Annotated in this window: 11 protein-coding genes; 5 read left to right on the forward strand and 6 right to left on the reverse strand. The window is 70.8% G+C overall.

Annotation, left to right across the window (positions count from 1 at the left end; all coding sequences use genetic code 11):
- Positions 1–84 precede the first annotated feature (84 nt).
- Together gap and FNH04_RS24250 are read left to right on the forward strand one after the other, a co-directional pair.
- The gene (gene gap / locus FNH04_RS24245; protein WP_152787629.1) at positions 85–1,113 is read left to right on the forward strand and encodes a type I glyceraldehyde-3-phosphate dehydrogenase; all 1,029 of its coding nucleotides are present in this window, start codon (positions 85–87) and stop codon (positions 1,111–1,113) included.
- Between the two features lie 200 nt (positions 1,114–1,313).
- Positions 1,314–3,029: a sensor histidine kinase gene (locus FNH04_RS24250; RefSeq protein WP_322723710.1), complete on the forward strand. Its 1,716-nt coding sequence runs from the start codon at positions 1,314–1,316 to the stop codon at positions 3,027–3,029.
- Positions 3,030–3,348: 319 nt separating this feature from the next.
- Here the strand turns inward: FNH04_RS24250 and narI are convergent, their stop codons facing one another.
- From narI to FNH04_RS24285, 6 genes are all read right to left on the reverse strand, one after another.
- Positions 3,349–4,119, reverse strand: coding sequence for a respiratory nitrate reductase subunit gamma (gene narI / locus FNH04_RS24260; RefSeq protein WP_152787633.1), 771 nt, complete (start codon positions 4,117–4,119; stop codon positions 3,349–3,351).
- The gene (gene narJ, locus FNH04_RS24265) at positions 4,116–4,787 is read right to left on the reverse strand and encodes a nitrate reductase molybdenum cofactor assembly chaperone (RefSeq protein WP_152787635.1); all 672 of its coding nucleotides are present in this window, start codon (positions 4,785–4,787) and stop codon (positions 4,116–4,118) included. Before narJ ends, narI begins: the two co-directional genes overlap by 4 nt.
- Entirely contained in the window at positions 4,784–6,514 is a 1,731-nt protein-coding gene (narH, locus tag FNH04_RS24270; RefSeq protein ID WP_152787637.1) for a nitrate reductase subunit beta, read from the reverse strand. Before narH ends, narJ begins: the two co-directional genes overlap by 4 nt.
- A complete protein-coding gene (locus FNH04_RS24275) occupies positions 6,514–10,197 on the reverse strand; it encodes a nitrate reductase subunit alpha (protein ID WP_152787647.1) in 3,684 nt (1,227 codons plus the stop codon). Before FNH04_RS24275 ends, narH begins: the two co-directional genes overlap by 1 nt.
- Positions 10,198–10,511: 314 nt before the next feature.
- On the reverse strand, positions 10,512–10,988 hold the full coding sequence (locus tag FNH04_RS24280) for a hemerythrin domain-containing protein (RefSeq protein WP_322723712.1): 477 nt from the start codon (positions 10,986–10,988) through the stop codon (positions 10,512–10,514).
- 46 nt (positions 10,989–11,034) lie between these two features.
- Complete coding sequence (locus tag FNH04_RS24285; protein ID WP_152787651.1) at positions 11,035–12,309, reverse strand: MFS transporter; 1,275 nt, start codon at positions 12,307–12,309, stop codon at positions 11,035–11,037.
- A gap of 327 nt (positions 12,310–12,636) precedes the next feature.
- Between FNH04_RS24285 and FNH04_RS24290 the strand changes: the two genes are divergently transcribed.
- From FNH04_RS24290 to adh, 3 genes are all read left to right on the forward strand, one after another.
- Entirely contained in the window at positions 12,637–13,056 is a 420-nt protein-coding gene (locus FNH04_RS24290) for a pyridoxamine 5'-phosphate oxidase family protein (RefSeq protein WP_152787639.1), read from the forward strand.
- 199 nt (positions 13,057–13,255) lie between these two features.
- Positions 13,256–14,494: a GAF domain-containing protein gene (locus FNH04_RS24295; RefSeq protein ID WP_152787641.1), complete on the forward strand. Its 1,239-nt coding sequence runs from the start codon at positions 13,256–13,258 to the stop codon at positions 14,492–14,494.
- 111 nt (positions 14,495–14,605) lie between these two features.
- Complete coding sequence (adh, locus tag FNH04_RS24300) at positions 14,606–16,123, forward strand: aldehyde dehydrogenase (RefSeq protein WP_152787643.1); 1,518 nt, start codon at positions 14,606–14,608, stop codon at positions 16,121–16,123.
- Positions 16,124–16,282: the final 159 nt, after the last annotated feature.

The raw sequence follows: 16,282 nt of genomic DNA on the forward strand, positions 1-16,282 counted from the left end.
CCCCCGTACGGCCCATCCCCGCTCCTCCCCCACGCTCGCAGACTGGTCCCGGCCAGTCGGACACCGAAGGAAGGGACGAGGAAGATGACCGTGCGGGTGGGAATCAACGGCTTCGGGCGTATCGGGCGCAACTACCTGCGCTGTGTGCTGGAGCGCGCGGAGGCGGGCACCGGCACGCCGATCGAGGTGGTGGCGGTCAACGACCTCACCTCCCCGGCGGCCCTCGCCCACCTGCTCGCCTACGACTCGACCTACGGCAGGCTGCGCCGCACCGTCGAGCACGACGACACGTCGATCACCGTCGACGGCCACCGCATCGCCGTGACCGCCGAACGCGACCCCGCCGCCCTGGACTGGGCGGGCCTCGGCGTGGACGTCGTCATCGAGTCCACCGGCCGCTTCCGCACCCGCGAGGACGCCGGAGCGCACCTCGGGGGCGGGGCCCGCAAGGTGCTGCTGTCGGTACCCGGCAAGAACGTCGACGCCACCATCGTGATGGGCGTCAACGAGGGCACGTACGACCCGGACGGGCACCACGTCGTTTCCAACGCCTCGTGCACCACCAACTGCGTGGCCCCGATGGTGAAGGTCCTGGACGAGGCCTTCGGTATCGACAAGGGCCTGATGACCACCATCCACGGCTACACCAACGACCAGGTCGTCCTCGACGGCCCGCACAAGGACCCGCGCCGTGGCCGCACCGCCGCCGTCAACATCATCCCCACCAGCACCGGCGCCGCCCGCGCCGTCGGCCTGGTCCTGCCGGAGCTTGCCGGCACCCTCGACGGCCTCGCCGTCCGCGTCCCCGTCGAGGACGGCTCCCTCACCGACCTGACCGTCGTCCTCGACCGGGAGGTGACCGCCGACGAGGTCGACACCGCCTTCCGCGAGGCCGCCGCCGGGGCTCTGAAGGGGATCCTGCGGGTGTCCGACGCCCCGATCGTCTCCCGGGACATCGTCGGTGACCCGGCCTCCTGCGTCTTCGACGCCCCGCTCACCCAGGCGCACGGCAACCTGGTCAAGGTCTTCGGCTGGTACGACAACGAATGGGGTTACACCAACCGCCTCCTCGACCTCACCGAGTACGTCGTCGCCCGGCTCCCGGAGAGGTGAGACCCCGTCACCACGGGTGCGCGGCGGCCTGAAGGCCCGGACATCTGCTCCGGCCTTCAGGCCGCTCGTCGTCCTGCCACCGGTCGGCTGGGCTCCCGCCCCCGTTCCGCCACACGGCCCCGGCCCGATACGGTGAGGCCGCAGGAACGATCTGTCGTTCCTGCCGGTCGCCACGGGGAACGCACACGGAGGAATGAGCGGTGGAGAGCGCCAAGGACAGCCGCGTCCGGTTGCCCCAGCTCAGGCTGGACGAGCTGCTGGAAGAGCTCCAGGCCCGGCTGGACGCGGCCCGCGGTACACGGGACCGGGTGCACAGTCTGCTGGAGGCCGTCCTGTCGGTGGGACGCGAACTGGACCTGGAGCAGGCCCTGCGGAGCATCGTGGAAGCCGCGGCAGCGCTGGTCGAAGCCCAGTACGCGGCCCTCGGTGTCATCGGACCGGACGGTAAGCGGCTGTCGGAGTTCCTGACGGTCGGCGTGACCGAGGAGGAGATCGCCAGGATCGGCCCCTTCCCTTCCGGACACGGCATCCTCGGCGAGTTGATCAGGCATCCGGAGCCGCTGCGGCTGGCGAAGCTCTCGGACCACCCTGCCTCGTACGGTTTCCCGCCTCACCACCCGCCGATGAACACCTTTCTCGGCGTTCCGATCCGGGTCCGCGATCATGTCTTCGGCAACCTCTACCTCACCGAGAAGCGCGGCGGCGGGCAGTTCGACGAGGAGGACGAGTCGGTCCTGTCCACTCTGGCCGTGGCGGCCGGTGTGGCGATCGACAACGCCCGCCTGTACGAGGAGTCCACCCAGCGCGAGCGCTGGCTGCGGGCGAGCGGGGAGATCACCCACAGCCTGATGTCCGGCAGCCCGCGCATCGAGGTCCTCGGGGTCATCGCCGAGCGGGCACGGGAGATCGCCGGTGCCGAGCTGGCCGTGGTCGCCGTGCCGGTGACGAACACCGACACCCTGGCGGTGGAGCTGGCCATCGGCCAGGAGGCGGACGCGCACCGCGGCCTGGTGCTGCCGGTCGAAGGCAGCCTGACCGGCGCGGCGTTCTCCGCTGCCGAGCCCGTGACGAGCGCGGACGTCACGCGCGACGAGCGCATCTCGGCCGGTCCGCCGCGGTTCAGCGGGCTGGGACCCGCCGTGGCCGTGCCCATCGGCACCGGGGACGGAGTCCGTGGTGTGCTGCTGTTGGTACGGGCCGCCGGACGCACCGTCTTCGCCGAGGCGGAGACCGGACCGCTGATGGTCTTCGCAGGACAGGCGGCCGTGGCCATGGAACTGGCCGAGCGACGGGCCGACGCCGAACAGATCGCGCTGCTCGCCGACCGGGACCGCATCGCCCGGGACCTGCACGACCTGGCGATCCAGCGGCTCTTCGCCACCGGGATGACGCTGCAGAGCGCCGGACGCCTCATTGACCACCCCGACGCGTCCGAGCGGGTCCTGCGAGCGGTCGACGACCTGGACGAAACCATCAAGATCATCCGTTCGACGATCTTCGGGCTCCGCGCGCGAGAGACCAGCGGTAAGGAGACACTGCGCTCCCGCGCGGCACGGGCCGCCGGGGAAGCGGCCCCGGTCCTCGGTTTCGCCCCCAGCCTCCGGATGGAAGGCCTGCTGGACACCAACGTGCCCCCGGAGATCGCCGACCACGTGGTGGCCGTACTGTCCGAGGCGCTGACCAACGCGGCCCGCCACGCCCACGCGAGCCGAGTAGACGTGAGTCTGAAAACGGACGCCGTCGAAGTGACCCTCACTGTCACGGACGACGGCGTCGGCATCCCGCCCGAAGGGCGCCGCAGCGGCCTGCGCAACATGGCCGAGCGCGCCGAGCAGCTGGGGGGAGCACTCGAACTCACCAGTCCACCCGGCGGCGGAACCACGCTGACCTGGCGTGCCCCGGTCGGGGAGCACTGACACGAACAGCCATCGCCATGCCCGGCCACGTGATCGTCGGGCCGCGTCCGGCTCAGAGCCTGTGTCATATCCCCGGTCGGATCAGCGCGCGGCGTCTGGTGCGTGCGATCGCAAGGCGCCGGAGCGCCCTCGTGGCGGAGTCACGTGGGCGTTTCGGCAACGCGGCGAGTGTGCGTGCCAGGCGTCGCGCGCCCGGCCGGGGATATGACACAGGCTCTCAGCAGCCGGGCCGTCGGCATGATCCGGGGTGAAGCAGTCCGTCCGCTGCGACGGGCGGAAGGAGACCTCCTGCTGCCGGCGGGCCCGGTGGACCCGCTGCTCATGACCCCGCGCGTTCCCAGCCGCGACGTGGGGCACGAGCGCCGAGCCGGGTGTCGCGGCTGCGGTAGACGATGTACGGGCGGGTCAGGTAGCCCAGCGGCGCGGTGAGCATGTGGACGAGCCGGGTGAAGGGCCAGAACGCGAACAGCAGCAGAGCGCTGAGCGCGTGGAGCCGGAACAGCACCGGGGCCTCGGTCATCAGGGCCGGGTCGGGCTGGAAGTAGAAGATCGAGCGGAACCAGGGGGAGATCGTCTCCCGGTAGTTGTAGCCGCCGCCCACGACGTTCGCGGCCACCGTGGCGGCCAGGCCCAGGACGATGGTCACCGTCAGGGAGACGTACATGGCCTTGTCGTTGCGGGTGGTGGCCGAGAAGACCGGGCCGACGGTACGGCGCCGGTAGATCAGGATCGCCAGTCCGCCCACGGTGGCGACGCCCGCGATCGTCCCGAGGACCACCGCCGACACGTGGTAGGCGTGCTCGCTGATACCGGCCGCTTCGGTCCAGCTCTCCGGGATGACCAGGCCACCGATGTGGCCGAGGAGCACGACCAGGATCCCGAAGTGGAACAGCGGGCTGCCGATGCGCAGCAGCCGCCTCTCGTACAGCTGGGAGGAGCGGGTCGTCCAGCCGAACTTGTCGTAGCGGTAGCGCCAGACGTGGCCGAGGACGAACACCGCGAGGACCACGTACGGCAGCACGACCCACAGGAGGATGCCGCCGGTGCCGGTCTCGGCCGCCAGGGTGACCTGCTGCGCGGGCGCGGTCATCGGGGACCTCCTACGACGGGGTCGGGCAGGAACACGGGGGACGCGTACGGGTCGAGGCCGACCTGCTCCTCGGGCGGGCCCTCGATGGCCAGGCGCACGACGGCCTCGCGGTCGTCGCCGGCCAGGGCGGGGAGAGTGGCCGATACGGAATCCAGCACATGGGCCCACGGCGAGTCCTCGTCGTTCAGGGCCAGACGCAGCAGCTCCAGGCCGGCGCGGTGTTCGGTGAGCAGACGTACTCCGGGGGCCGGGTCGGTGGCGGCGAATTCGAGGACGACGGCGAGGTGGTCGGGCAGTTCGTCGTCGCCCAGGCTCCAACCGGCCGCCGTGTAGGTCTGCTTCAGTCGCAGCAGGCCGATGCCGCGCTTCCTGGTGTCGCCGTGCGCGTAGTACGTCAGGTAGGGGCAGCAGCGTTTGCGGTGGTCGAACGTGGCCACGTACGCGGCGGCCAGGTCCGCGGGGGCGGTCCGCTCGGCGTGTGCAGTGAAGCTGAGCAGGGGGCGGGCGACCGGGTCGGGAAGGGTGCGGGCGACCCGACCGGCCAGGGCCAGGCACCGCGCGAACTGCTCGTCGGGGTAGGACAGCAGCAGGGACTGTGCCTGCCAGGCATGGGGGTGCCAGGGCTCGGTGCGGGCGGTGCGTGTGCTCTTCCTTTTCATCGCTTTCATGGTTTCGGCTCCACCTCCCCGCCGCGGTCTCCGCCGACGCCGGTTCCGCCGGCGGACGGATCGTCCGGGAACAGGCCGGGCGGGGAACCCTTGCCGTCCCAGTTGAGGAGATTGACCCGGGTGGCCTTTCCGGTCGGGGCGGCGGGGGTGTCGGAGGTCTGCCGGTCGCGCAGGGCGTGGAAGTTCTCCACCGCGATCGGGGCCGCGCCGCCGGAGGTCTCGCCGAACGGGCCGGAGCCTCCCATGCCGGGACCGCCCTCGTAGTCCAGGCTGCACTCGGTGGCGAGTTCCTCGAGCTTGTGGGCCTGTTCGGCGTGGGCCGGGGGGATGACGTACCGCTCGTCGTACTTGGCCAGCGCCAGCAGCCGGTACATGTCGTAGATCTGCTCGCCGCTCATGCCGACCGCCTCGGGGATGGCGTCGTTGGGTTCGCGGCCGAGGTTGATGTCGCGCATGTACGAGCGCATGGCGGCCAGCCGGTGCAGCACCGCGTCGACGGGTGCGGGGTCGCCCGCGGTGAACAGCTGGGCGAGGTAGTCGACGGGGATGCGCAGGGCGTCGACGGCGGCGAAAAGGTTGTGATGGTCCTCGGCGTCGCGGCCGGTGTCGCGGACGGCGTCGACCACCGGGGACAGCGGCGGGATGTACCAGACCATGGGCATCGTCCGGTACTCCGGGTGCAGCGGCAGGGCCACCTCGAAGGTGTTGATCAGAGAATGGACCGGGGAGCGCTGGGCGGCCTCGACCCAGTCCCGCGGGATACCCGCCTTCTCCGCCGCGGCGATGACGTCCGGGTCGTGCGGGTCCAGAAAGACCCCCCGCTGGGCCTCGTAAAGACCCTTCTCGTCGGGTGTGGAGGCGGCTTCCAGGACGCGGTCGGCGTCGTAGAGGACCAGGCCGATGTAGCGCAGCCGGCCCACGCAGGTCTCGGAGCAGACGGTGGGCAGGCCGACCTCGACGCGCGGGAAGCAGAAGGTGCACTTCTCGGCCTTGCCGGTGCGGTGGTTGAAGTACACCTTCTTGTACGGGCAGCCCGTGACGCACATCCGCCAGCCGCGGCAGCGGTCCTGGTCGACCAGCACGATGCCGTCCTCCTCGCGCTTGTAGATCGCGCCGGAGGGGCAGGAGGCCGCGCAGGACGGGTTGAGGCAGTGCTCGCAGATGCGCGGCAGGTAGAACATGAAGGTCTGCTCGAACTCGAACTTGATCTTCTCCGCGACCTCGTTCAGCAGCACGTCCTTCTCGCTGGTCGCCGCCGATCCGCCGAGGTCGTCGTCCCAGTTCGCCGACCAGGAGATCTTCATGTCCTTCCCCGAGATCAGCGACTTGGGGCGGGCGACCGGGGTGTGCTCCTGCAGCGGGGCGTTGGTCAGCGTCTCGTAGTCGTACGTCCAGGGCTCGTAGTAGTCGTCGAGGGACGGCAGCACGGGGTTGGAGAAGATCTGGATCAGCTTCTTGAACCTGCCGCCCGCCTTCAGCGCCAGCTTCCCGCGCTTGTTGAGCTCCCAGCCGCCCTTCCAGGTGTCCTGGTCCTCGTAGCGGCGTGGGTATCCCTGGCCGGGGCGGGTCTCGACGTTGTTGAACCACACGTACTCGACGCCGGTGCGGTTGGTCCATGCCTGTTTGCAGGTGACCGAACAGGTGTGGCAGCCGATGCACTTGTCGAGGTTCATCACCATCGCCATCTGGGCCATGACGCGTCCGATAGTGGCTTCGCCACGGGGCATCAGTACTGCACCTCCTGGTCGGCGCGGCGGCGGATGACGGTCACCTCGTCGCGCTGGTTGCCCGTCGGGCCGAGGTAGTTGAAGGCGTACGACAGCTGGGCGTAGCCGCCGATCAGATGGGTCGGCTTGATCAGCAGCCGGGTCAGGGAGTTGTGGATACCGCCGCGGCGGCCGGAGGTCTCGGTGCGCGGCACGTCGATGAGCCGGTCCTGGGCGTGGTGCATGTACACGGTGCCCTCCGGCATGCGGTGCGAGACGACCGCGCGGGCGGCGACGACGCCGTTGCGGTTGACGGCCTCCACCCAGTCGTTGTCGCTCACTCCGACCTTGGCCGCGTCCTGCGTGCTCATCCAGATCGTCGGGCCGCCCCTCGAGAGGGAGAGCATGAACAGGTTGTCCTGGTACTCGGAGTGGATCGACCACTTGTTGTGCGGGGTCAGGTAGCGGACCGTCACGCCCAGTTCCCCGACGTCCCCCAGGCGCGGCTCGTCGAACAGGGCATCCATGTTCAACGGCGGACGATAGACCGGAAGCTGCTCGCCGAGCGCGGTCATCCAGTCGTGGTCGAGATAGAAGTGCTGGCGGCCGGTGAGGGTGTGCCAGGGCTTGAGGCGCTCGACGTTGACGGTGAACGGCGAGTAGCGGCGCCCGCCCGTCTCCGAGCCCGACCACTCCGGTGAGGTGATGACCGGGACCGGTGCGGCCTGGGTGTCGGCGAAGGTGATCTGCTTGCCCTCGTGCTCGGCGGCCAGGTCCGCGAGCTGCGTGCCGGTGCGGGTCTCGAGCGTGTGGAAGCCCTGCGTGGCCAGGTGCCCGTTGGTGGTGCCGGACAGGGCGAGGATCGCCTCGCAGGCGTGCACGTCCCGGGCGATGGAGGGCCGTCCGTCGGCCGCGCCACCGCGCACGGTGCCGTTCTTGTGCCGCAGATACTCCAGCTCCCGGTCGACCTTGAAGGTGATGCCCTTGGTGGTGGCGCCCATGGAGTCGAGGAGCGGGCCAAGAGCGCCCATCTTGTCGGCGACCGCACCGTAGTCCCGCTCGACCGTCACCAGCTTCGGCATGGTGCGTCCCGGGACCGGCTCGCACTCCCCCGCCTTCCAGTCCCGCACCCGGCCGTGCGGGGTGGCCAGTTCGTCGGGAGTGTCGTGCAGCAGCGGCGCGGCCACGACGTCCTTGCGTACGCCGAGGTGGCCGGCGGCCTGGCGGCTGAACTCCTCGGCGAGGGTGTGGAAGGCGTCCCAGTCGGTACGGGTCTGCCAGGGTGGGGCGATCGCCGGGTTGAAGGCGTGCACGAAGGGGTGCATGTCCGTGCTGGACAGGTCGTGCTTCTCGTACCAGGTCGCAGCCGGCAGGACGACGTCGGAGAAGACGGTCGTGCTGGTCATCCGGAAGTCCAGCGTCAGCAGCAGATCGAGCTTGCCCGCCGGTGCCTCCTCCCGCCACACCACATCCCGCGGACGGGCGTCCGGCGGCGCCTGCCTGGCCCGCACCGAGGCGTCGGTGCCGAGCAGGTGCTTGAGAAAGTACTCGTTGCCCTTGGCCGAGGAGCCCAGCAGATTGGCCCGCCACACGGTCAGCACCCGCGGGTGGTTCTCCGGGGCGTCCGGATCCTCACCCGCGAACCCCAGTCGCCCCGACTTCAGCTCCTCCACGACGTGCGCGCCCACGTCGCGGCCCGCGGCCTCCGCCTCGTCGGCGAGGTCCAGCGGGTTGCGGTCGAAGGTCGGATACGACGGCATCCAGCCCATCCGTGCCGACTGCGCGATCACATCGGCGGTGGTCTTCCCCGCGAACGGGCCTTGCTGCCCCGCCGCCGCGAGGGTGTCGGCGGAGAACGGGTCGTAGCGGAACTGGTCACTGTGCAGGTACCAGTACGCGGTCTGGATCATCAGCCGGGCCGGCCGGTTCCAGTCCGCGGCGGTCGCGATCGCCGAGTAGCCGGTGATCGGTCGGACCTTCTCCTGCCCGACGTAGTGCGCCCAGCCTCCGCCGTTGACGCCCTGGCAGCCGGTGAGCGTGGTCAGGGTCAGGAACGCGCGGTAGATGGTGTCGGAGTGGAACCAGTGGTTGGTGCCCGCCCCCATGATGATCATCGAACGGCCGCCGGACTCCTCGGCGTTGGCCGCGAACTCCCGGGCGATACGGGCCGCCCGGCCCGCGTCCACGCCGGTGATCGCCGCCTGCCAGGCCGGGGTGTACGGCTCCTCGGCATCCTCGTACGAGGCCGGCCACCGGCCGGGCAGTCCGTCGCGGGCCACCCCGTACTGCGCCAGCAGCAGGTCGAACACCGTGGTCACCAGGCGGCCCGCCACCCGGCGCACCGGTACGCCGCGCCGCAGTCGTCCCGCACCGCCGTCCGGGGCGTCGAAGCGGGGCAGGTCGACGGCGACCGGCGCCTCGCCGCCTCCGTCGGCGGACAGCAGCGGATCCACGTCACCCAGGTCGAGGTTCCATTTCCCGGCGCCGGACTCGCCGAAGCGGTCCCCCAGGGTGCCGTTGGGCACGACCGGCCCTCCGGTGGCCGCGTCCAGGAGTACGGTCCGGAACTCCGCGTGCTCGGCCGTGGCGGGCTCGCCGCCGAGGTCGGCGGCGGTCAGGAACTTGCCCGGCGTGTACGTTCCCGGCCCGTCCGCCGCCTCGTCCAGCGTGACCAGGAACGGCAGGTCGGTGTACCGCTTCACGTACGACGTGAAGTACTCCGTCTCCCGGTCGACGAAGAACTCCTTGAGGATCACATGCCCCATGGCCATGGCGAGGGCCCCGTCGGTGCCCGGCTGTGCGGGCAGCCACTCGTCGGCGAACTTCACGTTGTCCGCGTAGTCGGGCGACACGGCGACGACCTTCTGCCCGCGGTAGCGGGCCTCGGCCATCCAGTGCGCGTCCGGCGTCCGGGTCACCGGCAGGTTCGAACCCCACATGATCAGGTACCCGGCGTCCCACCAGTCCCCCGACTCCGGTACGTCGGTCTGGTCGCCGAACATCTGCGGTGAGGCCACCGGAAGGTCGGCGTACCAGTCGTAGAACGACAGCATCGCCCCGCCGAGCAGCGAGTAGAAGCGGGCGCCCGCCGCGTGGGAGACCATCGACATCGCCGGGATCGGCGAGAACCCGGCCAGCCGGTCCGGCCCGTACTCCTTGATGGTGTGCACGTGCGCGGCGGCGACCATCTCCACCGCCTCGTCCCAACTCGCCCGCACCAGGCCGCCCTTGCCGCGCGCCTTCTTGTAGCGGCGGGCGCGCTCGGGGTCGGAGACGATGTCGGCCCAGGCCGCCACCGGGTCGCCGAGCCTCTGCTTGGCCTCCCGGTACATCTGCAGCAGCACGCCCCGTACATAGGGGTAGCGCACCCGGGTGGGCGAGTAGGTGTACCAGGAGAAGGCCGCCCCGCGCGGGCAACCGCGGGGCTCGTACTCGGGGCGGTCGGGGCCGACCGACGGGTAGTCGGTCTGCTGCGCCTCCCAGGTGATGATGCCGTCCTTGACGTACACCTTCCAGGAGCACGAGCCGGTGCAGTTCACGCCGTGCGTGGAGCGGACCACCTTGTCGTGCGACCAGCGGTCACGGTAGAACTCGTCCGCCTGCCGGCCGCCCTTGCGGTGCAGGGTGCGCAGGTCGTCGGAGACCTCCGCCTTGGTGAAGAAGCGGCGGCTGCGCACCAGCGCCTCCGCCAGATCGCTGTCCATGCCCGTCCGCGTCTGTTCCCGGCTGGTCTCCGTACTCACCGTGCCACTCCGCCCCGGGCACCCGAATGCCCGTTCGAATTGTGATCGGTTCCGGCCGCACACGACTCTACGACCGCCGTCCCCCGGAAGGTCAACAGCCACACCACGACCAACGCGTGGCTCAGTGAAGATCGTTTGCGTTGCGTGCAGGGCCGGTTACCCCGGCTCCGCGCCGTCATGCCCGCATCTGCGAAGCCCCGTACCCCCGCTCGGGACGAGCGGGGGTACGGGGCGTACGTGGTGTGGTGTCCCGCCCGGGGCTGGAGTGCGATCGGTCAGGCGGCCGGCCGGGACAGGGCGCCGCCCGCCTTCAGGCGCTCGGCCTCGACCGCTTCCCACTGCTCGGTACTGAGATTGGCGAGTGCGGCCGGGAAGACGCCGTCCTGTTCCTTGAGGATGTGGTCGCGGAGCACGGCCATCGCTGCCAGCAGCCGATCCGGCCAGGCCGGGTCAGAGGGGGTGACGCCGCCCGCGGCCTCGGCCAGGACGGCCTCGATACGGCGGTGCTCGTCCTCCAGGGCGGCGATCTGCTCGGGGAAGTCCCCGGCCATCGCGGGGAACAGCCCATGCTCCTCCACCTGGGTGTGGGGGCCGAGCACGGTCGCGATCTCACGGGCGACCTGCGCCATCCGGGCCATGTCACCGTCCTGATGAGCGGGGCGGAGGTGGCTGATGAGGCGGACCACCTCCTCGTGCTCCCGGGTCAGCTCGTCGATCGACGCCAGGGACTGGCAGCCGCAGTACTCGCACACCGGTGTTCTCCCTGTCCTTCGTTCCCGTTGTCCCGTCCGTGTGCCCTTACGCGGTGGTGCCTGCGGTGGTGCCGTGCCCCCGCCGGCGACCCGTGCGGGACTTTCGCTCCCCGCCTTCGGCGGCCGCGCGGACTCCGGTGAGGGTGAAGGCCAGCGCGGCAGCGGCCACGATCGCGAGCAGGGCGAGGCCGATGGCGTACGACTCGTACGCCCCGTACAGCGAGCCCATGACCAGCGGCGGCAGGAAGCCGCCCAGGCCGCCCGCGGCGCCGACCACGCCGGTGACCGAGCCGACCTGGTTGGCCGGGGTCCGCAGGGCCACCAGGGCGAAGGTCGCCCCGCTGCCCGCGCCGAGTGCGGCGGCCATGGCCAGGAAGGCGATGGTGCCCACCGGCGCCAGGGGAAGGGTGAAGGACTGCACGACCGCTCCGGCCACGACCACGGCCAGCGAACCGGCCAGCACCCGGACCGGGCCCAGCCGGTCGGACAGCCAGCCGCCCATCGGGCGCATCGCCACCGCCAGCAGCACGAACCCGGCCATGCGGTTCGCGGCGTCGGCCTGGGTCAGGCCGTAGCCGGTCTTGAGGTAGGTGGGCAGGTAGACGGAGAAGGCGACGTAGCCGCCGAACGCGACCGCGTACAGCGCGGATGCCTGCCAGGTGATGGGCAGCCGAGCGGTGGCGGCCAAGCGGCGGGCCAGCGGCTCGGTGGGCACGGTGCGGCCGGGTGCGTCACGCAGCAGCAGTGCGGCGGCCACGGCGTACACGGCCAGTACCGCCGCGGTGATCAGGAAGGGGGTGGACATGCTGTTCGCGTCGACCAGCTTCACGGTGGTGAGGGCGCTGATGGCGGTGCCGCCCATGCCGGCGCCGAAGACGCCGATGGCCAGCCCGCGCCGCTCGGGCGGGAACCAGGCGTTGACGAGCGGCACGCCGACGGCGAACGCGGTGCCGCCGATGCCGAGGAAGAAGCCGCCGATCAGCAGGGCGGCGAGGGAGGAGTGCCCGGCCAGGCCGAGGTAGAGCACCGGCACGATGGTGACCGCCGACACGATCGGGAACATCACCCGGCCGCCGAAGCGGTCGGTCAGCGCGCCCACCGGGATACGGCCCAGGGAGCCGACCACGACCGGCACCGCCACCAGCAGCGACTGTTCGAACGAGGTGAGGTCGAGGCTGTCCTTGAACCGGGGGCCGAGGGGGCTGAGCAGCGCCCACGCCCAGAAGTTCACGGCGAAACCGACCGTGGCCAGGGCCAGCATCAGCCACGCCCGGCCGGACACCGACCCATCTGACGGTGAGCTGCCGCTCTTCGACTTCATCGGCTGGACCATGTTGTCCGTCCCTTTCCTCTTCAGGGGTGGTACTGCGCCACCGGGATCGCACACGCCCCACAGGCCCCTTGCCGGCGGAACGGCATCCCGGAACCACTGTCCGCACCAGGAGCCACCGGCGGCATGGGCCATCAGTCCCTACCGGCGGACAGACGGTCCCCGGGTTCGGGCCCGGACGTCCCTCCACACCGCCCCTGTACCGCGTTGCCCGCGCGCCTCCGGCGAAACAGCGGCTGCGACCGGCCGACCCCGCGCCCCGAGGGGTAGGGCCGGTCGGCCCTACCCCCACACGACGACCGCGGGGACGATGGACTGATGTTCCAGAACGACGCCTTTCGCGCACTCGACCGGCAGGAGTGCCTGCGCCTGCTCGCCAAGGTGCCGGTCGGCCGCGTGGTCTACACCCGCCAGGCACTGCCCGCCGTCCTCCCCGTCAACTTCTCCCTGGACACGGACGCCTTCGTCCTGCTGCGCACATCGCGGGACTCCGACCTCGTCCGCGCCATCGACGGCGTCGTGGTCGCCTTCGAGGCGGACGAGTTCGACGCGGCGACCCGGTCCGGCTGGAGCGTCGTCGTCACCGGCCGGGCCACCGTGGTGACCGATCCCGCCGAGCAGGAACGGCTGTCGCAGGCCGGCCCCATCTCCTGGATGCCCCTGCGGGACGCGGTGTTCGTTCGGATCGAGTCCGAGATGGTCACCGGACGCGAACTCAGGGGGCTCGGCCCGCAGTGAGGCGCAGCCCGCCGCGGCCGTGCCCGCCGGGCGTCCGGCGCCTGCGGCGCGGACAGGGCGTGGGTCGACGGTGCGGAGTCAGCCTGTCGGCTCCAGCCTCGTATCGGTCTCATCGGTCCTCGTGGCCGACCGGTCATGCGAGGCGGGGAAGTCATCGCGGACAAAGGGCAGTTGTCCCCTTTCGACGGGAGGAGACGCCATGGGGCAGCGCAGTGACCTGCGGCGGCGCAGGGCCGGCCTGGAGGACGAGTGGTCCCGCCTGGTGCCACGGTTGAAGGTCGCGGGTACGCCCCCCAACGGTGGCGGCGCATTGCGCCAGGAGGTGACCGAGTCCTGGGCGCGCTCGCTGACCAGTGTGGATCCCGGCCGGGACAGCGCTCCCGTCGCCGACGGGGGCGCAGCACCCCGGCGCTGGTCCGGATCGCCGCTGCGCGGGCCGGTCGACGGCCTCGCCGACGAGCTGCGCAGCGTCGCCGACGACGCCGGATTCGTCACCGCGATCACTGACGAGTCCGGGACGATCCTGTGGACGTACGGCGGACAGGCCATGCGGCGACGGGCCGAGCGGGTCAACTTCGCGCCGGGCGGGCGGTGGGACGAGCAGGCCATGGGCACCAACGCCGTGTCCCTCGCGCTGCGCACCGGCCGCCCCAGCACGGTCTTCTCCGCCGAACACCTGGTGACGGCGCTGCACGGCTGGGCCTGCTACTGCGCGCCGATCCACGGCCCCGACGGGCACCTCCTCGGCGTCCTTGACCTGTCCACCACCTGGGATCGCTCGCACCCACTGGCCCTGTCCACCGTGCGCGGCCTGGCGTCCGCCATCGAGGCCGGACTCCGTACGGAACTGCCCCTTCGGCCTCCCGGAGACCGGCCCCGGCTGCGCCTGAACTGCCTGGGCACCGAGAAGGCGGTCCGAGACGGCGTCCCGCTTCTCCTGCGGCCCCGGCAGCTGGAGATCCTCACGCTTCTCGCGCTGGAACCGGACGGATACACACCGGAACGACTCCGCGAGGCCCTGTACGGCGACCGTGCCGTCACCGCCTCCACGTTCAAGGCGGAGATCTCTCATCTGCGCCGGGCTCTCGGCGGCGGTATCGCCACCCGCCGCTACACGCTGACCACACCCGTCTCGTGCGATGCCGTCGACGTGCTGCGTGCGCTGGAGAGCGGCGACACGGAGACGGCGCTGCGCCTCTACCGCGGCCCGCTGCTCGCCCGCTCCGAGGCCCCGGGCATCGAGGAGTGGCGCACCCACCTGGAGGTCGCCGTGAGGGAGGCGGTCCTGGCCAGCACACGCGCGGAGCACGCCCTGCGCTACGGCGGGCGGGCGCCGTACGACGCCGAGGTGCACGAGCACGCGCTGCATCTGTTCGGTCCGGCTGACGCACGCCGGGCGATCGCGGCCGGCCGGTTGACCACCGCGCTGCGCGACTGACACCCGCGCACCAACCTCGCGCCAACCTCCCGGGGCCACGGTGAGGCAGACCACGACGGCGTGGGCCGTCGTACCACTGTCACTCACCATCGCCCACCGAGGAGAGCCGCCATGGTGTACGCACAGCCGGGAACGGACGGCAGCATCGTCAGCTTCGCCCCGCGATACGACAACTTCATCGGCGGCGACTGGGTCGCCCCCGCCGAGGGCCGGTACTTCAAGAACGTGTCGCCGGTGAACGGAAAGGTCTTCTGCGAGGTCGCCCGCTCCTCCGCGGCCGACATCGAGCTGGCCCTGGACGCCGCCCACGCAGCGGCAGCCAAGTGGGGCCGCACCTCCGGCGCCGAACGCGCAGGCATCCTGAACAGGATCGCGGACCGGATCGAGGAGAACCTCGAGAAGCTCGCCGTGGCCGAGACCTGGGAGAACGGCAAGCCGGTGCGCGAGACGCTGGCCGCCGACCTCCCGCTGGCCGTGGACCACTTCCGCTACTTCGCCGGGGTGGTCCGGGCCCAGGAGGGCAGCCTGTCCGAGATCGACGCCGACACGGTCGCGTACCACTACCACGAGCCGCTGGGCGTGGTCGGGCAGATCATCCCGTGGAACTTCCCGATCCTGATGGCCGCGTGGAAGCTGGCACCGGCGCTGGCCGCCGGCAACTGCGTGGTCATCAAGCCGGCCGAGCAGACGCCGGTCAGCCTGCTGCTGGTGATCGAGCTGATCGCGGACCTGCTCCCGCCCGGCGTGGTCAACATCGTCAACGGCTTCGGCGTCGAGGCGGGCAAGCCGCTCGCGTCCAGTCCGCGCATCGCCAAGATCGCGTTCACGGGTGAGACCAGCACCGGCCGGCTGATCATGCAGTACGCGAGCGAGAACATCATCCCGGTCACGCTGGAGCTGGGCGGCAAGAGCCCGAACGTCTTCCTGCCGGACGTCATGGCGGCCGACGACGACTTCCTGGACAAGGCCGTCGAGGGCTTCGTGATGTTCGCGCTCAACCAGGGCGAGGTGTGCACCTGCCCCTCCCGCGCCCTGATCCACTCCTCCATCTACGACGAGTTCATCGCCCGCTGCGTCGAGCGCACCAAGGCCGTCGTCAGCGGCAATCCGCTGGACCCGGCCACCATGATCGGCGCCCAGGCCAGTGTCGACCAGTACGAGAAGATCCTTTCCTACATCGACATCGGCAAGAAGGAGGGCGCCGAGCTCCTCACCGGCGGCGACTCCCGCTCGGTCACGGGCCTGGAAGGCGGCTACTACATCGAGCCGACCATCTTCCGCGGCACCAACGACATGCGGATCTTCCAGGAGGAGATCTTCGGCCCGGTCGTCTCCGTCACCACGTACGACTCGCTCGACGAGGCCCTGAAGATCGCCAACGACACCCTCTACGGCCTCGGCGCCGGCGTATGGACACGGGACGCCAACAACGCCTACCGCGTCGGCCGCGAGATCAAGGCCGGACGCGTGTGGACCAACTGCTACCACGCCTACCCCGCACACGCGGCCTTCGGCGGCTACAAGGGCTCCGGCATCGGCCGCGAGACCCACAAGATGATGCTCGACCACTACCAGCAGACCAAGAACCTGCTGGTGTCGTACTCGCCGAAGAAGCTGGGCTTCTTCTAGGCGCAGAAAAAGGGCGCCTGACCTGGGCAGATGCCCGTCAGGCGCCCATCTCCGGGTGCACCTAGACGTTGCGGGTCAGGTGCGGCCGGCCCGTGCCGAAAGGTGTCACTGTTCCCGTGTCCCAGCACCACCTCGCCGACCCCCGCCCGCTGTCGGCAC

It is taken from the genome of Streptomyces phyllanthi (assembly GCF_009377205.1).
Classification (GTDB): domain Bacteria; phylum Actinomycetota; class Actinomycetes; order Streptomycetales; family Streptomycetaceae; genus Streptomyces; species Streptomyces phyllanthi.